General features: G+C 45.5%; 16 protein-coding genes. 3 read left to right on the top strand and 13 right to left on the bottom strand.

Annotated elements, in window-relative coordinates; all coding sequences use genetic code 11:
* Position 1: 1 nt before the first annotated feature.
* From BEL04_RS02355 to BEL04_RS02345, 3 genes are all read right to left on the bottom strand, one after another.
* Positions 2-3,403 carry a SusC/RagA family TonB-linked outer membrane protein gene (locus tag BEL04_RS02355; RefSeq protein WP_175403981.1) on the bottom strand — a complete coding sequence of 1,134 codons (3,402 nt, stop codon included), beginning with the start codon at positions 3,401-3,403 and terminating at the stop codon, positions 2-4.
* A 225-nt stretch (positions 3,404-3,628) separates the two neighbouring features.
* Positions 3,629-4,684: a FecR family protein gene (locus BEL04_RS02350; RefSeq protein ID WP_065999775.1), complete on the bottom strand. Its 1,056-nt coding sequence runs from the start codon at positions 4,682-4,684 to the stop codon at positions 3,629-3,631.
* A 121-nt stretch (positions 4,685-4,805) separates the two neighbouring features.
* Positions 4,806-5,393 (bottom strand): RNA polymerase sigma factor, encoded by a 588-nt coding sequence (locus tag BEL04_RS02345; protein ID WP_065999773.1) that lies wholly within the window; start codon positions 5,391-5,393, stop codon positions 4,806-4,808.
* A 376-nt stretch (positions 5,394-5,769) separates the two neighbouring features.
* Between BEL04_RS02345 and BEL04_RS02340 the strand changes: the two genes are divergently transcribed.
* The 3 genes from BEL04_RS02340 to BEL04_RS02330 all read left to right on the top strand — a co-directional run bounded on the left by BEL04_RS02340 (position 5,770) and on the right by BEL04_RS02330 (position 8,021).
* Positions 5,770-7,167, top strand: coding sequence for a DUF4403 family protein (locus tag BEL04_RS02340; protein WP_139112897.1), 1,398 nt, complete (start codon positions 5,770-5,772; stop codon positions 7,165-7,167).
* A gap of 78 nt (positions 7,168-7,245) precedes the next feature.
* The gene (locus tag BEL04_RS02335) at positions 7,246-7,497 is read left to right on the top strand and encodes a DUF4342 domain-containing protein (RefSeq protein WP_065999768.1); all 252 of its coding nucleotides are present in this window, start codon (positions 7,246-7,248) and stop codon (positions 7,495-7,497) included.
* A gap of 35 nt (positions 7,498-7,532) precedes the next feature.
* Positions 7,533-8,021 carry a cupin domain-containing protein gene (locus BEL04_RS02330; protein WP_065999767.1) on the top strand — a complete coding sequence of 163 codons (489 nt, stop codon included), beginning with the start codon at positions 7,533-7,535 and terminating at the stop codon, positions 8,019-8,021.
* Positions 8,022-8,023: 2 nt separating this feature from the next.
* Here BEL04_RS02330 and BEL04_RS02325 read toward each other — a convergent pair whose 3' ends face one another.
* From BEL04_RS02325 to BEL04_RS02280, 10 genes are all read right to left on the bottom strand, one after another.
* The gene (locus BEL04_RS02325; RefSeq protein ID WP_065999765.1) at positions 8,024-9,724 is read right to left on the bottom strand and encodes a glycoside hydrolase family 28 protein; all 1,701 of its coding nucleotides are present in this window, start codon (positions 9,722-9,724) and stop codon (positions 8,024-8,026) included.
* A 13-nt stretch (positions 9,725-9,737) separates the two neighbouring features.
* The gene (locus tag BEL04_RS02320; protein ID WP_065999762.1) at positions 9,738-11,795 is read right to left on the bottom strand and encodes a hypothetical protein; all 2,058 of its coding nucleotides are present in this window, start codon (positions 11,793-11,795) and stop codon (positions 9,738-9,740) included.
* Positions 11,795-13,378, bottom strand: coding sequence for a glycoside hydrolase family 28 protein (locus BEL04_RS02315; protein WP_065999760.1), 1,584 nt, complete (start codon positions 13,376-13,378; stop codon positions 11,795-11,797). Before BEL04_RS02315 ends, BEL04_RS02320 begins: the two co-directional genes overlap by 1 nt.
* 28 nt (positions 13,379-13,406) lie before the next feature.
* On the bottom strand, positions 13,407-14,627 hold the full coding sequence (locus BEL04_RS02310; protein WP_065999759.1) for a glycoside hydrolase family 105 protein: 1,221 nt from the start codon (positions 14,625-14,627) through the stop codon (positions 13,407-13,409).
* Positions 14,628-14,658: 31 nt separating this feature from the next.
* Complete coding sequence (locus BEL04_RS24660; protein WP_065999758.1) at positions 14,659-15,102, bottom strand: cytochrome c; 444 nt, start codon at positions 15,100-15,102, stop codon at positions 14,659-14,661.
* Positions 15,103-15,175: 73 nt separating this feature from the next.
* Positions 15,176-16,456: a sorbosone dehydrogenase family protein gene (locus tag BEL04_RS02300; protein WP_065999756.1), complete on the bottom strand. Its 1,281-nt coding sequence runs from the start codon at positions 16,454-16,456 to the stop codon at positions 15,176-15,178.
* Positions 16,457-16,576: 120 nt separating this feature from the next.
* Positions 16,577-18,268 (bottom strand): RagB/SusD family nutrient uptake outer membrane protein, encoded by a 1,692-nt coding sequence (locus BEL04_RS02295; RefSeq protein WP_065999752.1) that lies wholly within the window; start codon positions 18,266-18,268, stop codon positions 16,577-16,579.
* Positions 18,269-18,278: 10 nt separating this feature from the next.
* Positions 18,279-21,650: a TonB-dependent receptor gene (locus BEL04_RS02290; protein ID WP_083227855.1), complete on the bottom strand. Its 3,372-nt coding sequence runs from the start codon at positions 21,648-21,650 to the stop codon at positions 18,279-18,281.
* A gap of 176 nt (positions 21,651-21,826) precedes the next feature.
* Entirely contained in the window at positions 21,827-22,702 is an 876-nt protein-coding gene (locus BEL04_RS02285) for a FecR family protein (protein ID WP_139112896.1), read from the bottom strand.
* A gap of 99 nt (positions 22,703-22,801) precedes the next feature.
* On the bottom strand, positions 22,802-23,374 hold the full coding sequence (locus BEL04_RS02280; protein ID WP_175403980.1) for an RNA polymerase sigma factor: 573 nt from the start codon (positions 23,372-23,374) through the stop codon (positions 22,802-22,804).
* Positions 23,375-23,386: the final 12 nt, after the last annotated feature.

The raw sequence follows: 23,386 nt of genomic DNA, 5'->3' as shown, positions 1-23,386 counted from the left end.
CTTAAAAATTAACATTTAAACCTAAACCCAATTCACGCCTGCGCGGATAGCGGCCATTATCATTACCCGGCGTAAGGGCCGAGCTGGACGAGAACTCCGGATCGTACCAGCTATAGTTGGTCCAGGTAGATAAGTTGGCTCCGTATACGTAAGCGCCAACGTTCTTCATCTTGAACCTCGTGGCTATCCGCGTTGGTAAATTGTAGGTAAGTTTGGCATAACTAAGCCTGATGAATGACGTATTCTCGAGGAACCTCGTCTGCGTTCCAGGGAAGTTGGCCGTTGAATTTTTGCGGCCCATATAAGGCACGTCGGTGATATCGCCCTGGTGCTGCCACGAATGGTAAGTGGTATAATTATCGGCTACGATACCCGATGTTGCCAGGTTATCCAGCGTTTGGCGGGGGCTGTCGTATGCGCTGCCGCCCCATACGGTATTAAAGGTAAACGACAAGGTAAACTGTTTGTAAGTTATGGTATTGATAATAGCACCGTAGAACGATGGCTGCGCGTTGCCTAATATCTGACGATCGTTGGCATCGATCACACTATCGCGCTGAACATTGTCAAATATCATGTCGCCTCCGAGCAATAAAGCGCCACCGGCATACATGTGGTGAACGGTGCCGGTATATGGCTGACCATCCAGCAAATAGCTTGAAGCGGTTTTACCATCGGGCGAAACACCAACCGGTGTCAACCTGTTCCAATTGCCGTCGTAGGCATTCGATGCATCATACTGGTAAACACCCAGGCCTTTGTAACCATAAAAATCACCAATACGGCCACCTTCCTGTACAAGGTAGGTAGCGCCGCCCGATGTGGCCAGGAACGGTTGGTGATTATATAAGCTTTTAATGGTATTACGTTCGATAGATAATGTGGCATTGATATTCCACATCAGTTTTGATTTGGCTATTGGGGTAGCGTTTACAGTAAATTCCACACCGTTATTGCTGATGTCGCCAACGTTAACATATTCCCCGGTAAACCCGGTTTCAACAGGCATGTTTCGTTGATAAAGCAGGTTTTTGGTTGTTTTTTGATAATAATCGGTAGTAAAATTAAGACGGCCGTTAAGGAATTGAAGATCTAAACCAATGTTTTTCTGAATATTGGTTTCCCATTGTAATTGCGAGTTACCAAATTGATTACTCAACACCACACCATTTATGGCGTTATAAAATGACGAGCCGAAAGTATAGAGTAATAAACTTCCATTAGGGGTAACACGGTCATTACCCACCTGGCCATAGCTTAGCCTCAACTTTGCATCCGATAAAAAGCCTTTAGACCAGTCCATAAACTTTTCGTGCGAAAAGCGCCATGCGGCCGATCCGCCATAAAAATCACCGAATTGATTGGATGATCCGAATCTTGATGAACCATCTTTACGATATACGGCGCTAAACAAATACCTGTCTTTATAAGTATATCCCGCACGGGCGTAGAATGATTCGCGGCTTGTTGCACCGGCATTGGTACCGGTATTGGTCAGGTCGATGGTACCGTCAACGTTTGATGTATAGATAGATTCGTTAGCATAATTAGAACCAGCAATTTTGAAGCTGTTATCATGTGTTTTTTCGGCGCTTACCCCGGCAACAAATGTAAGGTTACCCATTTTGCCAAGATTTTGATTGTAGTTAAAAAATCCTTGGTATGCCCAGTTGGTGTTGACGGCAAAGCTCTCTTTACCGCCGTTTACCAGTGGGTTGGCACTACTCAATAATTTCGGGTCGAAAAAAGTGTTGTGAGGTACAGACATCCCAAAATCGAAGTTGTTGGTAAAACGCAGGTTTTTAGTGATGGTATACTCTATCTGGTTAAAAACATCACCATTATAAGTATCGGTAACGTTTACCTCGAGCAAGGCCACCGTTAAAGGGTTTCGCCGCCCGCTGATATACCCCGTTAAACTACCGTCAGGATAATATAAAGCCAGGTTCGATGGTCGCTGAAAAGCCTGGTTAATGGTATTGCCCTCGTTGATGTTGTTGTTGGTATTGTAGCCAAAAGATAACCTGTTGGTATATTTAAATTTGGGGGCAACGCGGTAATCTAAATTAAAACGTGCCTGCAGGGTTTTAGAGTAGCTGTTAACGATTAAACCCTGATCGTTAATGTAACGGAGACTTGAATAATAGGTCAGATTTTTTTCACCACCGCTCACACTGAAATCCACGATGTCCCTGTTCGCGGTTTGGGTGATCACATCCTGGTTATCGTTATCCGAATTAAACACCACGTTTAGCGAGTCGTTGGTTGTAGCGGCTGTGCTTGGGGTCTTCCCGTTATATAAATTACGCTCGATACGCAGATCGCGCGAGTTAGGCTGTTCGAGTTTGTGAGCCATCCAGCCAAATATGTGCGAGTATTGTGTTGATATTAATGGCTTGCCGGCAACACCGCTTTTGGTGGTGATCAATATAACGCCGTTAGCTGCCTGTGAGCCGTAGATGGCCGCAGATGCAGCATCTTTCATTATCTCAATTGATTGGATATCGTTAGGGTTTACATTATCGCCCGATTGGCTCAGGATACCGTCTATCACATATAAAGGCGAGTTGCCCGCGCTCGAGAAGGTAGATCCGCCACGTATCTGGATCGAGCCTGTTGCACCTGGCTCGCCCGAGTCGTTAGTTACCAATACCCCCGTGGCCTGCGATTGCAACGCATCGATGAGGTTTATAGGATGACGTTCTTCGATCTGCTTGGCGCTGATAGTTGATACGGCTCCGGTCAGGTCGCTTTTTTTAACAGTTTCGCCGTAACCGGTTACTACAACCTCGTTCAGGTTGTTCGAAGTTTCGTTCAATTTCACATTCAGGGTTTTGTTGCTGCCCACAGCCTGCTCATAAGCTACATAACCGATATAGCTGAATATCAGCACAGCCTGATCGTTAGGTACGGTTATCGAATATTTACCGTTCACATCGGTAACGGTTCCCTGGTTGCTGCCTTTAACACGTACGCTTACGCCGATCAGCGTTTCGCCCTTACTATCGGTAACCACACCGGTTATAACCAGTGGTGGCGCAATAGCCGGTGCTGCTTTATCCGTTTTGGCTGGTTCTTTTTGTTCTGCTTTCTTTAAAACTATCAGGTTGTTCACCACCTGGTAACTAACGCCCTTGTTCCTGAAAAGGTCGTTCAAAACAAAGCCGAGTTTTTTATCTTTTGCATTTACAGATACCGGGGTCTGCGTCGAAATAAAATTTTCGCTGTACACAAATTTGGTATTCACCTTTTTCTCGATCATGGTTAAGGCGTCCTGCAGCGCGACATCTTTTACCGAGATGCTAATAACCTTATCAAGAGCAGCTTGTGCCCTCGATTCCTTCGCGAACGAAATACCTGTTATGGTTATTAACAGGACTATCTGGCTAAGTGTTATTTTCATTATTTTATAAATGTCAATTGGATATGGTATAATTTTTTTCATACTTTTAGTTGTTTCTTTTGTGAAAAAATTGAGACAAAACAGCCCTTGTCCTGCTAAAAAGCAGGTTTGACCGGGTGATAAACCAGGGGTGGTAACGACACCTCTGGTTTAGTTATGAAAACAAATGGTTAGGTTCTTATTTCTTCATATGCACATTATTTAGGTTTGGGTTAGCTTGGTTAGTTAATTTGGTCGTGTCTTCTTCAATTCTATATAATCGTTATTAACAGTATAATCCAGGTTCATCGACAGGTGCAGCACTTCCAGGATGTCGGCCAGATTCTGATCAGAAAAATCAGCTTTGATGCGGTACTGCCCGATATTCGCGTCGGCTGCAGTTATGCGTACGTCAAAAGTCCTGTTCAGCACCTCAATAACTTTTTTAACCGGCTCGTTATTAAACGATACATTCTCGCGTTTCCAGCATAAGATCATCGCTTTATCAGTCAGCATAGATTTTTGCAGGCTTTGATTAGTTTTCGAATAAATTGCCTGCTGGTTTGGCAACAACATTACTTCGTTCGAATGGTCGTGAACCCCAAAAAAGTTTTTTAATGATTGCATGTACGATGACGGCATGCTTACCGAAACCTTACCGGTTAATACGGCAACCTGGCTAACCGGGCTCTTATCCGAAGCGTTTACCTTAAAGCTTGTACCCCAAACGCGCGTAACTATGCTGCCGCTGTAAATAGTAAATGGGTGGGCAGGATTTTTAGTTACTTCGAAAAAGGCTTCGCCATTCATTAAAATATCCCGTTTATCTTTGGCAAACTCTTTCGGATATTCCATCACCGACAGGGGGCTTAGCCATACGGTACTCCCATCGGGCAGGGTTTGTTTAATGTACGACTGACTGGTATTACGCACCACTACTCTGTCGGTCCATTGCGGTATCTGATTAATTAGCGACTTGTTTTGAATATAGATCAATATCCCCAGGGCCATAATAAAAACAGCCGCCATAACCGATATCAGGTAAAATATATTACGTTTCGGAAACGAAAAGCGCCTTAGCCCTTTTTCAGTTTCTGCTGTAGTATCTGTATCTATATCTGCCTTTATACGTTCGAGCAACTCTCTTTTCAGTTGCTCCTTATCGTCTGCAGGTAGGTGGCTCAACAAATCCTCATCCTCTTCAAAAGCATCGTACCAAGCGTAAACCCGCGCCAGTTCCTCGTCTGTGCATTCTCCGCGCAGGTATTTTTCAAGCAATTCGGGTGCGATCTCTTTTTTCATGAGTTATTTGCAGTAAGAAAGGTTATTTACAGGTTTATATAAGTACAGTGCGTTGGGAAGGCTGTACCCCCTACTCTCTGATAAAAAAAATTTCAGATCGGCAAATTAACAGCATGATGGATCAAATATTGATCATTACCCAGATCAGGAGTATGGTAATAAATTCCTTCAGATGAAGCTTTAATATCTTTAAAGCCTTGGTCAAATGGTTTTCCACTGTTTTTTCGGAAATACCCAATTGCAGCGCAATCTGTTTGTTGGATTGAAATTGTTTACGGCTTAGTTCGAACACCGAACGGCATTTATCGGGTAGTAAGCTTATCCCTTCTTCCAGGTTTAATACCAGGTCGCGCAGTTCAACTTCCTGTTCGGTGCTGTTATCATATACGCGAGATAAATGAGTTATCGACTCCGTGTAGTTTTTGTGAAGGCATTCTTTTTGATAGTAAGAAATGACAATATATCTTACAGACGATTTAAAATAGGCTGCCACTGACGTATTGATAACGGTTGTTGCTCTTGTTTTCCACAGGCTCACAAAGTATTCCTGCACTATCTCTTCTGCTATCTCTCTCGATTTTACCCTGCGGTATGCCGCCGAGAACAACACCGACCAATACCGCGAGTAAAGCTCATCAAACGCTTTTATATCGTTGTTTTTCAACAATTTAAACAGATCTTCATCAGATAGTTGTTCGGGTGTGTTCATTCAGTCATCAGCCTTTATCAGGTACTCACCTATCCGTGCTTTAAAAGCCAATAGGTTGTGTGTAGTAACGGATCAGTATCCTCGTTTAAATACCGATCACATCATTTACAATTGGTATACTAAAATAGATTTAGTACCCCTTTACAGGCTATTGTTGTTTGGCTTTTTATTAAGTATAATTGGCATCGCCGCTATACTTTTATTACTAAAACGTGTAAATACAACTGAAGTTCCGGGTAGCGCCCGCATTGGCTTAACCTCCTGCAAAATCAACTCTCAGGTCTTGGTAAATATATATTGTGAACAACTGCATACAAAAAATAAGCCGGGAGCCGCCAGGGTTTTTTATTTTTACAGAGGTTTAAACTCTGATATAATGAAAGCCAAGTACCTTATCACTATTCTGTTATCATCATTTGGGCTATACTCGTGTAAAACGTTACAGCCACTTGCACCGGCTGCCAGTACGGCCAGCATCCCTAACATCATTCAGCCTGTATCCAATATCGAAGTGCCTGTAACCGCCGATCTGAAAAGCTATTTTGTACAGGCCGAAAACTCGGTTCCCAATAAATACGCCGATAACCAGCAGCCTTGCCAGGGCCTGCGCTACAGTTATACTTTTACCCGCACACCTTTTACCATTACCGGCGCTAATAACATAGTTAATTTGAAGTTCATCGGCAGCTATGGTTTTACCGCATCGTACTGCGCCAAATGCGCTACTTTACTCAGCTCCGGCCCGCAATGTGTCACTCCGGTGATATCGGCGCAATGCGGTGTGGGCGAACCGCTGCGCCGGATGGAGATATCCTATCAATCCACGATCAACGTGATGCCCGATTATCACCTGCGCTCAAAAACTATCCTGTACCCCGCTCCCAATCCCCTTGACCGCTGTAATGTGTTTTTAGGCAATATCGATGTTACCGACAGGCTGATCAGCTATCTCAATCAACCTTTGAACGACCTCGGTAAGCAGGTAGATGCCAAAATCGCGGCATATAATATTAAACCAATGATCGAAGAATTGTGGAAAAGCATTGCCGGCGAATTTAAAATACCCGGCGTGGGCTACCTGTATGTAAACCCACAGGCCGTACGCTTAAGCAATTTTAACCTTAGCGGAACCCTGCTTAATTTTTCAGTGGGTCTGTCGGCAAAACCTGTAGTAACTACAACCAGCGTTTCGCAGCCTGCAAAACCATTGCCTGATTTGAGCACTTATGTACCTGCCAAAGGCTTTAACGTTTACCTCGACCTGGTTGAAAATTATGAGCACCTAACCTCGATGATCAACCACGAAGTTACCGGCCAGAAGATACCCGCAGCCGGCAAGGTGTTTATTGTTGATAGTACCAAAGTTTATGGCCTGGGTACCAAAGTGGCTATTAAAATCAACTTCAGTGGTTCGAACAACGGAGTGATTTACCTGGTGGGAACGCCAACTTACGATGCCGTAAAACATGAGCTTTCGTTCCCCGATCTGAGCTTCGACCTGCAAACACGCGCCTGGATGCTCAAAGCCGCCAACTGGATGTTTAACGGTAAGATAACCGATGTTATCCGTCAGAAAGCCATTTATAACTTCACCAGGTTTATTGCCGATAACAAGATCAGGTTGCAAAACCAACTGAGCCGAAACCTGGGCAACAACGTCCATTCGGATGTTACTGTACAGGATATGGATATCCGGGCCATCTTCCCGACTGCTGAAAAACTGATCGTTCGTACTTTGCTGGATGGACAGGTGAAGGTTAAGGTGGTGATGTAGTATAACTTTGCCTGTGAGGGGATGTAACAATACTTACCGGCTATAGTCAAAACGCTATACAATTTAAAACACAGCATCATGACTATAAAAGAAACCTTCGCCATGCATGGCGAAAACCTGTTGAAAAAAGTAAAAGAGCTCATCGCCGAAGGGAATGTTACCCGTATCACCATCACCGATAAAAACAATAAAGAGATCGCTACTTTCCCCCTCACCATCGGTGTGGTTGGCGTGCTGCTTGCCCCGGTATTTGCCGCTGTAGGCGCAATTGCCGCTTTTGTTGGCGATTGCAGCATTATTGTTGAAAAAGAGGTCGACGAGGCAAAATAAAACCCCTATACGGTAAACCTCTTTTATATTTGTGCATGGATATACAAAACGCCGCACGCTGGATTGCTAAGCTTAAATTACAGCCACATCCGGAAGGGGGCTATTATAAAGAGGTTTACCGTTCTGAAAACCAGGTGCTCAGGCCATCGTCTCCCGACTTAAAGCAAGCCTGCACCTCCATATACTACCTGCTTGAAGATGATGATTATTCGGGCTTTCACCGCCTAAAATCCGACGAGCTTTGGTACTTCCATAAAGGCGCATCGCTCCATATCCATGTTATCGACGAACAAGGCAACTATTTAGTGCACGAACTTTCGGATGAACCGACAGGCAGTCTCTCTGTTGCTCTTAAAGGCGGTCAGTGGTTCGCATCGCAAATCCCGTCAAAAACAGGTTATGTACTGATGAGCTGCGTTGTAGCGCCCGGCTTTGAGTTCTCAGAGTTCGAAATGGCAAAAACGGATGATCTTTTGGCTGCATATCCACAGCATGCGTCTATCATCAGCCAATTGTGTCGATAGGCTTAGTCGCGTAGCTTTACCGCCTTTGCCTCTGCCCCGTTACTAAATACCAGGTGCTTTTCTGCTTTCGACAGGTCGCCACCGTCAATTTTAATATTGCTGCTTTCGGCACCTTCAACCTGCAATAAATTGGCCACCGGGGTCAGCACACGTAAAGCCGTCAGCAATACATCCTGAGTTTTGATGAATCGCAGTAACGACTCTGCCCCATTTTGCCCCTGGACGCTCAGCCCGTTAACGGCGGCATCCTGTACCGTATCAAATATCAGCGCCGGGCGCAAATCGGGGCTTGCCATTTCAAAACGCATATTGTGCATGGTCAGCCCACGCACATTGCGTGCATACATACCATAAGCAGGCGGCACACCTATCTGGTAATATTCGCCGGCAACCTTAGGCACATCCCTGACCGCGCCCTGCTCGGCTGTTCCTTCACCGGGATAAGTGATATGCACATCATTAAACGAGATATTCTCCAGGTAGCTTTGGTTCATCCCGTTTAAAACGAGGCACGAGAATATTTCACCCGGATTATAATTGCTCGGGTGCTCCGAATCGCGCAACGGCACCGGTTTCACTACCGTAGCGTGAATATTATTGAACGATATATTTTTAACGATGCCCGGCGTTTTTGGCGTACCCACATTGGCCGAATCGCGCTCGCCGTTACCGATGGAGATCGGCCCGGTAACATCTTTCATGACGATGTTCGAGAACGAGATGTTTTCGAAGCGAGACCCCGGCGAACAGCGCATTTTTATCGGGCAACCATATACTTCGTAAAGCAGGCAGTTTGAAATAGTAATATTCTCAGCCACACCGCCGCCGAAACGAAATACCGACCAGCGCGTACTAAAGGAGCAATTGGCAATCGTAATAAACTTACAACTGCCGAATAGCGCACAGGCGTCGTCCTGGCTTTCCACATCGCAATTGCTTACGTGCACATACTCGCTCCCAATAAAATGGAAACCGTCGTTATTGTTGATCACCTTGCCGTGGATGTGCAGCCCTTCCATTTTTACATAACTGCACAGGCATACCCTTACCGAGTGGTAAGCGCTATCCAGCAAAGTCAGATCGCGCACCGTAAGGTTTTTGCATTTGTAAAAAAGCAAGTGGTACGGCCGGTGGTTACCCGAAATACCCGCAGGCGACGGCGCACCTTTTACCGGGCTGCGGAACCTGCGCCCCTGCCCGTCGATAATGCCGTTACCCTCGATGGTGATATTATCCGCATTGGCAGCAAAAAATAAACCCACGTTGCCGTCGTTCATCGTCCAGCCTATATCCAGCGGGATAGCTTGTGCAGCATAATACTGCTTGCCATCATCTGTACCCAGTATTTTACCCTGGGCGGCAATATGTAAAGTTACATTGCTTTTTAACTCAACGGTACCCATAACAAATACGCCAGCCGGTACCAATACCGTACCGCCCTGGTCGGCCGTGCAGGCATCGATAGCGGCCTGTATTGCTTTGGTATCCAACGTCTTGCCATCACCTTTGGCGCCAAAATCACGGATGTTATAAACCCTGCTTCCTGTCAAATTATCTCCTTTAGCAGCTTTAGGCGCAGCCACCGCTGTATTGCCAAACAGGTTAAAACCCATCGTGGCGGCTACCGCCGGAACAGAAACCCGGCCTATCCATTGGCGGCGCGAAAGTTCATTTTTTTGCTGATCGTTATCGGTGTTGCTCATAATTGTGAGATTTCTATAGGTTTATTGATGTCATTGCGCCATCGGTAATGGTATAGGTGTGTTTCTTATCTCCCTGTGTTATAGTAATAGCTATTTTATCTTTCCCTTGCCGGGATATTTTCAGATCGAACACCTTTCCAAACGAATGGATATTATTCAAGCTCATTTCGTTCCAATCTTTCGGCAATCGTGGCGTACAGTTGAAACTGCTAAAGCCGATTGGCCGGATGCCGAATAAGCCTTCGATAAAAATGCGGCAATACAAACCGCTTTCGGCCGAAAGATGCCTTTGATTTCCTTCGGGATAAGCTTCAACCGGGTACGGCACGTGCTCGCCTAAAAGCCTGCGGCGCGAGTAATAGCGTAAAAAGTTCATGGCTTTTTCCGTCTCGCCCGTTTGCAGTACGCCACGCAGAGCATAAAGGGTCGAGCGGTCCCAGAAAGTTTCTTTGCCGGCCTGGGTAGCCAGGCCATCGGCAGTCCACAGTCGTGGCGAAAACAAAGCATCAATCGTGCCTTTGCTGCGATCAAAAATACCGACGGTTAGCGGCAGGCATATCCAGGCTCGTAAAACATCATTGGTTTCGTAATAGCGATAAGTATCAAATCCTTCTACTTTGGCTCCAAAGTATTTTTCCATAGCTGCTCTTAACTGAATTGCCTGTGCCGTGTAAGCATCGGTTTGTGCTTTTGGCTGATGCAATTGTTTACCCAGGAAAGCGGCCGAGATCAAACCATCATAATACAGGCAATTAGTTGATAAATTAGCTTTACCCGATGGGAACCGGCCTTCCAACTCATCGCTTTTTGATTCGACAACACCCTCGCTGTTGATGTGCCTGCGGCTATACTCCAAACACCAGGTAATGAGTGGCCATAAAACCTTTGCCGAATCCACATTACCGTAAGTCAACGCATACCGTGCCGCACCCGAAGCGATCATATCCTGGTCGCCCCTGTCGCCGGCCCCTTTCCAAACGGTATCGCCTTCAGCTACGATAGAGCTTGGCAATGCTTTATAATCCGGGTTCATATACCTGGCGAACAAGCGATAACAATTCATCGCCGAAAGGTTACCGATACGATCTCCCGAAAAAGCAAAAAACGGACTAACATATTCGGCCTGGTCATTAGCCCAGATAGCTGCATAGTAAGCCAAACCTCCCGGGCCATGCATATAGCCACCCTTGGTTTTATAGATGCTTTCAGTTGCACGTATTTTGGCAAAAGCAAATTCGGTGTTCAATACGCTATCAGGCGTTTGCAATTGCAGTGGCGATAAAATTTCGGCCACACGGTTTGCTCTCGCTTTTTCTTCCGCGTTAATATCGATGGTCATCAGCTGCGCCGGATGGTCTGTAGCCAGGTAGCAAATAGCAAATGTTGCAGATTGGCCAGCCTGCAAAACACGCCTGCCCTGGTTTACTGAACGCATGATCACCGTATGCGGCCCGCCTTTACTGCGCAGGGTATCGGTGGTTACTTCCCTGTTAAGGTATTCCATCGAAACGGTTACCGGCTTATCGCTAATGTTGGTAAACGCAAATTTTTCGATAGCCATGGGTTTGTCAACCGAAGGGAACATGCTTCGCTCTATCCTCACCAATGCAGGGTTTCCGGCTTGAGCCGAGATCCGCATAATGCCTTTGTGGTTAATACTTTTGGCACTAAATCCAAGGTCGCCCGAGCGGCCGCTTTTCGTCAGATCGGTTCGCAACAACCGGTTATTGATGTAAAACCGGGGTAGCTCATTATCACGAAATGTGTACGAGATATGGCTGCGGGTATTATCGGGGAGCATACGGAAAGTTGGGAAGACTACCGTGCGGTTAATGCTCAATATGCCCGAGGTATCTACGCCGTATTCAACCCATAACGATACCTTTTCGCCCGACATTTCGATATGGTCGGCATGTGGCAGCCTGCCTTTAATATTCCAGGTGATGCTGCCGTCAGGTTGTATCGCCCACCTGTCATTCTGTTTTGGCAATACAATATTTTGGGCAGATGCCGGTAGCTGCACCATCAGGAGCAAGCCGGCAAAAAATGTAATGGATTTGATCGCTTTCATTAGTTAGCAGTCGGTACAGTTACCGGTTTTTGATAATCTATTAGAGTTTTGATGCCAGGGGTTTTATTGCTCTGCAGGTCAACAGCGGGTTTGCCATCTGCCTCAACACGTACAAAACTTTCGGCACTGCCTTTAACTTCCGTATTACTAATCTTCGTGCCGCTCACATTTTCCAGCCTGATCACTGCCTGCGCACCGGTAGTTTCGGGTATCGCCCAGCCGTTCAGTTCAACCCGCTTTCCATCCTCACAAATAAATGCCGGGCGAACATCGTTACTACCCAAAGTAAATTTGATATTGTTGAGCTTCAACCCATCCACATGCCGGGCCCAAATGCCGTAAGCAGGCACCAGCGGGCCAAAAGTTTTCACCTCGGGATATTTATCAATAGCCTCCGGAACAACCTGTCGCGAATTAACAGCAGTACCGCCACCGGCCAATTGTATCTCTATATTTTCCAGTGTCAGATCTTTAATGTAATGCCCCGGCACACCTGTTATCAGTATGCCCGAAGGCGGCATCAGTTGCGCGTTATCCGCCGCCTTTGCTTTCACGTTCCGGATCACGACATTTTCCAGCGTCCCGGTCTGCTGCTGGGTATCCTGCCCTTTCCTGAAAACACTTAGGCGTGATCCCAAACGGATCAAAATAGGTGTTTTAACCTCCACCATTGTGATGTTTGATATCTCTACATTGCGCAGGTTCGCGCCGTCTACCGTCAGTAATTTGATGCCACCGTTGGTTGTGTTGTAGATATAACAATCGGATATTTTGATATTCTCAAACGCCGCCATCGATTCGGTTCCCATTTTAATGGCACCCTGGTTACTCTTAAGCCTTAAGCCGCTGGCTACAATATTGCTGCATGGCATTTTGCTCGATGTGGTTTTAAAGCACAGTGCATCATCACCACTTTCCACATCACAGTTTTTGATCGTCACGTCCTGACAACCGTCTATATCGATACCATCATTATGCGCAACTCCTACACTTACGATCTTTACATTCTCGATATCCAAATGCCTGCATTGAAAGTAATGCGATGTCCATGCTGCTGAATAATGCAGCGTTACTCCATTTAACTTAACGCCATCACACCTGACTATCTGTAGCAGAAAAGGCCTGCGCCCCCATCGCTTACCTTCCGGGCGATCATCCGTCAATATCTGTTGTGCTTTCAGTTTTGATCCCTGCCCGTCGATCATTCCTTCACCTTCGATGCCGATATTCTTTACATCAACCGCGGCAAGTAATGCCCAGCCTACATCAACCCCCAGGCCTTCGGTAAACGGATCGAGGTTTTGGTAATCATTCACATCGGTACTGCCTAACAATACAGCACCTTTTTGGAGCGACAGGATAACATTATTTTTAAGTGCGATGGTACCCGATAAAAACTTCCCTTCGGGAAAGATCAATCTACCACCGCCTTTTTTACTGCAATCATCTACCGCTTTTTGTATCGCGATGGTATTTAAGGTCGTACCATCGCCAACGGCGCCATATTTGGTTATGTCGACATCCGCCGCAAAACTATTTACAGTAAACAACAACAGCAAAAGGCCAATGCCATAAAGTTTCATACGATGATTTATAAGTTCGGATATAAAACTATTTGGCAGCTTTTTCAGCTTTGATCATTTCGGTACCGGCCAGTAAAAACGCGCCTAAACCATGGGTATCGTTCAATGCAGTCGGGCGGGTATAATAGAATTTCAGAGCCGTGTCCATATTGGTACCAATACATACATCCTGCAATTGGCCGTCTTCGGTAATTTTAGATGTTAATCCTCTCCAGCCTTCTTTGGCTATCGAAATATAATTTTCATTGATCCAGCCCTGGTTCACAGCATGTGCGACAGCGTATGTAAACATAGCAGTTACGGATGTCTCCTGGTACGAATCCGGTTTATCCAGCAATTGGTGCCATAAACCGCTTTGATCCTGGTAACGGGAATAGCCCACGATCTGCCTTAACAAAAATTTGATCAGCTCAGGTCTTTTCGGATGGTTAGCCGGGAGGTAATTTAACAACTGGCATTGCGCCACAGCCAGCCAGCCGTTGGCACGGCCCCAATGGCCCACACCGTTCATCTCCACATCCGAATAGTAGTTATGAATGAATAGCCCTGTCATCGGGTCATACAGATATTTGTTAAAATTTTCTACCTGTTTTATAGCATCGTCGAAATATTTGCTATCGCCTGTAATTTTGCCCATACGCGCCAGGAAAGGTACGCTCATAAACAGGTCATCGGCCCATAAGGTCATGTACCTTGGTTGCGGACGCGATAAAGTTCCGTCCGGCAGACGTAGTTGTTTGTGCGAAATATAATCGGCGGCCCTGTCAAGGTAGGCACGGTAATCTGTGCGGTGTGCTAAAGCATCCACATCACATAAACCGGCAGCCATCGAGCCGCAGGCATCCAGGTTGCCCATGCTGAAGAAAGCGCCGTATTCTGCCTTTGGCGCTTTGGCTTTGTGCAACTCTTCAAAATATTTAATGTTATCGAAAATGAATTCGAAGTTATGTTTCGAATAGTCGGCATATTTAGGGTCGTTCAACACTTCGGTAGCCTGAACCATCCCGATGGTTAACACACCGTTAACGTACATCCATTTATTGTAGGTACTTTCTGCTTTCACATCGGCCGATTGGGCAAGGCCTTTGGTAGAGTCGTACTTTTCGCCGGTTTTTGCATTAACGAATTTAAAGCTTGTGTTTTTGATCACATTATCGGCAACACGGCGTACCAGTTCTTCTGTTTTTGATGTTTGGCCGAAGCTTATTGTTGAACAGCAGACTAACGCTGCAAAGAAAAGAGATTTCATTCTGTTGGTTTTATTGGTTAGGTTAATTTGATTATTTCTTATTGTTACTTCTTACCGCTTTCACTTCGGCAAGCTTAACCGCGGTCGCCTTGTTGCCAAAGCTGCTGCGTACATAAGTTAGCACATCGGCAATTTCCTGGTCTTTTAAAAAATTTTGCGGCGGCATATTGTTCGAATACGATTCGCCGTCGATATCCACATTCTGGGCAAACCCGTTCAGTACTACTTTGATGATCCGCTTTTTATCGCCCAGTACGTAGCTTGTCTTAACTAACGGAGGGTTCATGTTCGGCACACCGCCGCCATCTGCCATATGGCAACTTAGGCAATGTTGTGTATAAACAACTTTTCCGTTGCTGATCGATGCCGATGAACCTGTGGCTGATTTTGTTGATTTGATTGGCTTGTTTTGGGCTGATAGATGAAAAGTAAGGGCTGATAAAAAACAAGTGATAACAATTAGAGATCGCTTCATATATTGGTAAAAGGTATAGAGTTTATAAATAGTACAGTGGGCTAACGATTGCGTACCCCCTATTGCTTAAAATTTATTTTTGATTGTAGATGATGCGATAGATGGTTCCTTTGCTATCGTCGGTCACATAAAGCGAACCATCAGGGCCTTGTGCTAAACCGCATGGCCGATGATCGGCTCGGCCCATCGCGGTTTTTTGAGGCGAACCCGAAAAATTATCAGCAAATACTTCCCAATCGCCGGCAGGCTTACCGTTTTTAAACGGTTGAAAAACCACGCAATAACCTTTTTGTGGCTCAGGTGCACGGTTCCACGAACCATGGAAGGCTATAAAAGCACCATTACGGTATCTCTCCGGGAACATTTTGCCGGTGTAAAACAAAAGACCGTTAGGCGCCATATGTCCTGGATAAGCCATCGCGGGTTCAAGATATTTGGCATCGGCTTCTTTTTTGCCATCGCCGCCATACTCGGGCGCTATAATTTTTTTATGCCGGATCTCATCATAATACATAAACGGGAACCCTGCATTGTCGCCTTTTTTTAAGGCGTACATACATTCGGCTGGTAATTCGGCCGACATTTTGGTATCATACAACTCCGGCCATGAGCTGTTGAGGTTATCGCGGCCGTGCTGCATTACAAATAACTGGTTATCCTGCTGGTTCCAATCGAGGCCAACAATATTGCGCAGACCGGTAGCGTAACGGATACCATCTTTATAAGTCTGGTTAAGTTTATTGGCTTTGAACTGCCATATCCCGCCGGCCGAATCGAGCAAGGGGCAACCGGGTATACCCGGCGAGTGAAAACCGCGATCCTGAACCTGGCAGGCACTTAGTGGTGAGCCTATATTGATGTAAATATTGCCGTCATTATCCAGCACCAGCGATTTTGTTTCGTGCTGCCGCCCGGCTTTTAACCCGTAAATTATCCTTTCGGGATGTTCTGTATCAATTACTTTGTTTTGGTTATCAAGTTTATATCTGAATATCTCGGTATTGGATGAGGCATACATGTATCCATCTTTAATATACATGCCTGTACCGCCATAATTGCCAAAGCCATTAGTAATTTCGGCTTTGCCATTACTGCCTTCGTGTAAAACTAAAATACCTTTGCCTTCCTTTGGCTTTGCCAGTTTTACATAAATATCGCCCTGCGGTGTAACGGCCAGGTGCCGCGCCTTTGCCCCTACATCGGCAACGCGGAGCGCGCCGAATCCGGCGGGCAAAGTAAGGCCCGCATTATCTGCATCGGCAACTACCTGGTTATCCGTTTTTAAACTATACAGGGTAATGCTTGTTGCAATTGCAACTGCCGGCAGCAGGTATTTTAGTACTGTTTTTTTCATTATATATATTGGTTAAAAGTGTTTACATCTAAAAATTGCAGCAGCCCCCGGTAACCAGCCGGGGGCTTTGATACTGCATTTACCCGAAAACCGGTCGGGTGTGGAGAACTTAAAATTTCTTTAGTTCCATCCAGGGAAATTCCGGTTATTATCATAAGCCGGGCCAACTATTGTTCCATCTATCTGTGTCTGTGGTATTGGCCGTAAAACATCAAAAGGTTTAATATTGGCCCTGGCGTCGGCATTATGTAATTTAACCCGGGTTAAAAGTGTGCCTGTGCGGGCCAGGTCCTGCCAGCGCGACAGCTCACCGCAAAGCTCGCGCGAGCGTTCATCTAAAATAAAATCGAGTGTTAAGGTTGGTAATGTTATATCCATCGCCGCTACATTACCTGTAGGATAAGCGGCTCTTTCCCGTATCGCGTTGATATAGGGCAGTGCCTCGCCCGGCCTGTTATCCATAAACAAGGCCTCGGCTGCGATGAGATAGGTTTCGGCAAGGCGGTAAATGATGATCGGCCTTACCGATGGCGCGTTCTGATCGGTGCGCTTATCGTCATAATACTTGGTCATGGTTGGGTAAAGCGTATTCACATATTTGCTTGGCACCACTACCTGGTAACGGTATTTGGCTATCTGGGCCGATGTCATTTCAACGCCGGGCATCCATATCGCGGTATCGCCAACTGCATATTTGGGATTACCGCCGGCATCCTTAGGTATTGTCGCCGCGTTATTTGCTATCCATGCCGATTGAAAACTTTTAAAGTAACGGGTATCATTGGTTTTATCTTTAAACGCGGTATCAGTAAGCCAGCGGGTAGGCATTACACGGGCATAGGGCCTGCCATCCATAACATCGCGTTGCATACCGGGTTGTAACTCATATCGCGAAACAAAAAAGTGCAGATATAAGTTATCGGGCCCGCTGTTATTTTGCGTGGCCGAGCCATTATAAGCCAGGCTCGAGGTATGCTGAACCGTCCATAATATTTCACTATTGGTTTCATTGCCCTCGGCACACACTTTGCCAAAATCGGCCAAAAGCTTAACACCGCCGGCCGGGGCAACTGTACTGATGATACTGGCAGCCGTTGCAGCCGCATTTTTAAAATCGTCGGATTGTTTGGCCACGGTATATCCCCTGGTTAAATACACCTTGGCCAGAACATGCATGGCGGCAATTTTTGTAGCCTTGCCTGGCAACACACCGCTTGTTTGCGGGGTAGCCGGTAATGATGCTATGGCATCGTTCAGATCCTGGATAATGAAAGTATATACATCGGCCATTTTATCGCGTGTGGCCGATAAGGTTGGCGTGCTTTGAAAATGTTTATTTAATGTTACATCGCCCCAGTTTTGCACCAGTATAAAATAATAGTTGGCACGTAAAAACTTGGCTTCGGCGACCATTTCATCTCTTGTTGCGGCAGCAATTCCACTCAGGTTTGGCGCGTTGTCAACAAGCCCGTTACAGGTATTGATATAGGTGTAACAGTTTTTCCATATTGTGGCGATGGTGCCATCCGATGTATTAAAACCGCTGCTGTACCTTACCAACGCGGCTGTACCATCAACACCGGCCTGAAACTCATCTGTTCCGCCAACGGTCATTTCAAAATAAGTATCGGGGCCATAAATGTTACGGAAGCCCGAGTAAGCAGCATCCAAACCAGCCTGAAAACCTTGCGGTGTGTTGAAGAAATCGGGGGTAAGATTTGATACCGGTACTTCTTCCAGTTTTTTATTACAAGCTGTATTCATCAGCCCGATAAACAGGCAGCTTAATAAATAAAGGTGTATCTTTTTCATAATTTCTTTCTTAAAGCGTTAAATTAAGTCCAAACGTCATCGACCATGTTGCAGGCGTATCCTCGCCCAATTTTCCGGCCGATTCGGGATCTATACCATGAAAAATGTTTTTATATGGCGAAAACAGGATGAATGGGTTTTCGGCTGTAGCATAAACTTTTAAGGTGCGCCCGCCTAATTTGGCAACCCATGCCCTTGGTACAGTATAACCCAGGCTCAGGCTCCTTATTTTTAGATACGTTGCACTGAAGTAACTTAATGTTGATGAATAGGTTGGGTTGGTTAGCGCGTTAGTCGGTTTAGGGAAGTAATTTTCGTTATTGTAAGGTGTCCAATACGTAATGTTTAAGTTATTGTAATTGCCCTGCAAAGTATTTAAAAAACTGCCGCTTTGATAGATCTGCGAGGTTAACGTACCACCTACACGGTATACCGCAACAACAGTAAAATCGAACCCTTTAAACCCGATGCGGTTAGTAATCCCCCCCGAAAACAGCGGTTGATCCGTACCGATAATCATCCTGTCGTTGGCATCCAGTTTGCCATCGTTATTCAAATCGAGCACTTTAACCGTACCTATTACCGATTGGCCGCCTGTAAGCGTTAAACCATATTTTTTAGCCAGGGCGCTATCAGCCGGCGTATTTTGCCATATGCCGATCTTCTTATAATCAAATATGCTGCCCAGCGAGTGACCAACAAACAGGTTATTGGTAATATCAACTGTGCTGCCATTAGCAAGCGAGGTCACCTTGCCACGGTTAAACGTGATATTAACATTGGTACTCCAGGTTAAGCCGTTTTTGCCGTGCGAATCGATGTTAACCGAGTTAAGGTTGATCTCTAAACCTACGTTCTCTGATTTACCAACATTAGTTAAGATAGTGCTTGGGATACCCGATGTTGGCGGTAAGCTTTCGGGCAATAATAAGGAACGTGTATACTCGTGGTAAGCATCTATGCTTCCGCTGATGCGATCCTTAAAGATACCGAAGTCGAGCCCGGCATTAACAGTCCGGGTATACTCCCAATCCAGATCAGGATTGGCAACCGCGGTTGGATAAGCACCAATGGTGTTTTTTGTACCGTAGTTATAGGTAGCCGATGACAGCACGCCAAAGGTTTTATAAGGTGATATTGCAGCATTACCTACGTCGCCATAACTTAATCTTACCTTCAGATTTGATAGTACATCTACATTTTTCAGGAAACGCTCCTGCAAAGCATTCCATGCAAATGCTACCGAAGGGAAGATATGATATTTATTCCCGTCGGCCAATCTTGATGAACCGTCCGAACGTAAGGTGAGCGTAAGCAGGTATCTGTTATCATAACCATAGTTTACACGGCCCATATACGATATCAGGTCATATTTAGCGTACGAACCTGTTGCCGAGAAATTAGAGCCCAGCTGCGGGTTGTAGTACTGCACCACATCAGCCAGCAGGTTGGTGTAATTAAACGCGTTGGTTTGACTCTGATTTTCCTGGAAACTGTACAAACCTGTAAAACTGATATGGTGTTTTTGGGCGAAGGTTTTATCGTAGCTTAAAATATTCTCGAGCGTATAGTTGTAATTATAAGTACTTTCATTTTTGGCCGACGATTGTGCACCCTGGTTGTTATAAGTTGCTGCGGCATAAAAGTTACCGTAAACCTCAGGCTTTACCTCGGCGCCACCGTTAAACCGATAGGTTAATCCGGGCGCAAGTTTAGCTTCCACATAGGCTGTCGTAAAAGTTCCTAAACGCTTCCGTGTTTCGGTTGAAGCCCCGGGCAACAGGTTATCGAGCGGGTTCCACACCTGGTTGGCGCTCCCGTTCACATAGCCCATTATTAAAGCTCCGGTTGCATCGTCGTAAGGTGTAGCCAGCGGGCTTGCCCGCAAAGCCTGGCCCAGCGGGTTGGCGTTTTCACCGTCGACATAAGTCAGGTTATTCAGGGAGCTTAGGCCAACCTTAACGTATTTCCCGATTTTTTGATCGACACTTAGTTTAAGCGAGTAACGAGCAAAGCCCTGCCCGGCATAGATACCGGTTTCGTTATAATAACCGGCCGAAATATCATACTGGGTATTTTCGTTACCGCCAGAAACACCAAGCTGATGATTGGTTAAAAACCCGTTTTTATAGATCAGATCCTGCCAGTTGGTGCTGCGGCCTGTTTGCAGCGAGGTTAACTCCTGCGAACCAAAGGCGCCGCTGGTTAATATCCGCGGGTCATCCGGGCTTGTATATAACGGGTTGGCCGCTGCGGCATTATAATACGCCCATTTTTTCAGTAAGGCGTACTGAGAGGCATTCATCACATTGTATTGCGCTATCGGTTTCGAGAAACCGGCATAACCACTATAGGTAACAACCGGGTCGCCCGAACGACCGCGGCGGGTAGAGATCAGGATAACGCCATTGGCACCACGCGAGCCGTAGATCGCTGTCGAAGATGCATCTTTTAATACTTCTACCGAAGCGATATCGTCAACATCCAGATCCTGCATGCTGCCGGTGTAAGGTATCCCGTCTACAACAATAAGCGGGTCGTTTGATGCTGATTTAGAGCGTGTACCGCGAATTGTAATCGATGGTAATGAACCAGGATGGCTGTTACCACCGTTTTTCTGCACATCAATACCCGTGCCCTGCCCCTGCAATGCCTGTACCAGGTTTGAGGATGGCACATCTTTAAGCGCCTGCGATGAAATTGAAGTAATGGACCCTGTAACATCCGATTTTTTCTGTGTTCCGTAACCTACAACTATTACTTCATTAAGTGATTTGTTATCGGGCAACATCACCACGTTGATTACGCTCCGATTATTAATAACCTGCTTTTGTTCGATATAACCGATAGATGAAAATATCAGCGTGCCCGTTGCCGGAACATTGATACTGTAATTACCCTCGGCATCGGTAACAACACCGATGGTAGTGCCCTCGAGCCGTACAGATACACCGGGCAAGGTTCCCGAGGCATCAGATACCTTACCTTTAACGGTTATGTTTGCCGCTTCGGCACTGATCTCCCCAATTAGTGAAGTTACTGCAGCAGTGACATTTTTGTTTTCAGCGGCATCAGCCTTTTTATTATAAATTACAATGCCGTTGTTGATTTCTTTATAGGTTAATTGAGTATTGAACAGCAGATCAGCCAATACAACGGCCACACGCTCGTTTGAGTAGCTATGGGGCGTAGCGGTATAACCCTCAAGATCGACAGAGTTATACGAGAATCTTACCGACCCGCACCTGCCTATACGTTCAATTGCTTTCTGCAACGTTTCGTTTCCGACAATAACTGTAACATGCGAATTGACAATTTGACTGCTGGCTGGTTTGGCAAGCAGCAACTCGCAAAACACGAGTGAACCAATTATTGCTATCATCGATATTTTCATGAAAAAAACGAATAACTGAGTTAATTTTTTTATCATATTTGTAAGGTTTTAATAATTAAAAACTATGTAAGTCATTGGTTTAGCTTCAGACCCTTTCCAATGGCATACATCACTATTCTGCAATACCCGAGGCATTTTTGTCCGGGTATTGTCTTTTGCGGGAGTTAAGATTTTTCCAGACTAACCTCCTTCCCCTCTATCGTATAATTCAGGCCATGTATAGTTTTAATAATTTCGAGTACCTGTTTCAGGTCGTCGGTACTTAAAAAATGGATAGTGGTAACCACATCCTTCATTTTAGCACGATCGTACTTCACAGTAATACCATAAACATTTTCCAGCGTCAGCATCAGGTCTTCAAACGGCACATCATAAAGGTTAACCTCGCGGGCTTTCCAGGCCGACACTTTTTGCGAATTGATCTGGCGGGCAGTATGGGTATCTTTCTTCTGATTATATATGATCTCTTTGTCCGGCGTTATCATGCCAAAACTTCGTGTTTTATCGCCCACTTCAACCAGGCCGCGCACCACAGTTACGCGTACATCATTTAATTTGGTGTAGTATTTAACATTAAATGCAGTACCTAAAACCTGTACGTGCATATTGCCATAGCGCACTATAAAAGGATGGTTGTCATCATGCCTGATATCAAAAAAAGCTTCACCGTTAACCAATCTTACTTCTCGTATCCTGGCAAACTTTTCGGGGTACGATATAGTTGAGCCTGAGTTGAGCCATATTTTAGAACCATCGGGCAGCGAAATGATAGATATGCGCCCTTTGAGCGCGGTTATGCTGAGCAACTTATCGTTATTGGTTTGCCGGGATTTAAGCAATAGCCCAATTGATGTAAAGAGCAACAAGGCTGCAGCTGCGACATATTTAAAAGTTCTTGTTTTAAAAAAATGCCTGTCTGCATAAATATGCCTGTGAATATGGTTAAGCATACTCTTTTCGATGGCCTTCATTATTTTTTCATCGTACAGATGATCTTCGCCAAGATCGTCCCACGATTTTGGCTTGCTTTTTTTAAACATCGGATAATTGCTTTTTAGGTTTGCGATACTATCTGCTAAAAACAAAGAGTATTGGCGTAATACAGGTTAATACAGTTTATGCTGGCCGAGGTACCAGGCTTATTTAAAAAAAATATAAAAAAGAATGATGCCGCAGGTGCCGACGCGCGTGCGGAGAATTTTCAAGGCGCTGGAGAGCTGATTCTTAACTGTACGGGGGGTAATATTCAGGGTTTCGGATATTTCGTTAATGCTCAGATGTTCGTATCGCGACAGCACAAACACGCGCTGCATTTTTTGCGGCAGCTCTTCTACCTGCGTACTGATGTTTTGTGCAAGTTCTTTGGCGATGTAATGATCTTCGCTGGTATGTGCGGGCTGATTGTCAAAATGCAATAGCTCTTCCAGTCCGCGTTTTTTAACCTCGTCCTTTTTATAATGATTGATAATACTGTTGCGTAGCGAAGTAAAAAGGTATGATTGATGATATTGATTAACATCTATGCTGTAGCGGGCATTCCAAAAGTTAATAAATACGTTCTGAACCAGGTCTTTGGCATCCTCAACTGAGCCGGTTGAGTGGTAAGCCATTTGGTATAATTGCCGCCAGTTTTGCTTGTAGAACTCATCAAATGCCTTAATATCTCCGTTCTGGATCAAAGATATCAGTCCATTTTGAGTAGCTTTCTTCAACTTAATCAGGTT

Source organism: Mucilaginibacter sp. PPCGB 2223 (genome assembly GCF_001705515.1).
In the GTDB taxonomy this organism is placed as follows: domain Bacteria; phylum Bacteroidota; class Bacteroidia; order Sphingobacteriales; family Sphingobacteriaceae; genus Mucilaginibacter.
The sequence above is the reverse complement of the archived record's forward strand: the minus strand, read 5'-3'. Positions and strand labels throughout refer to the sequence as shown.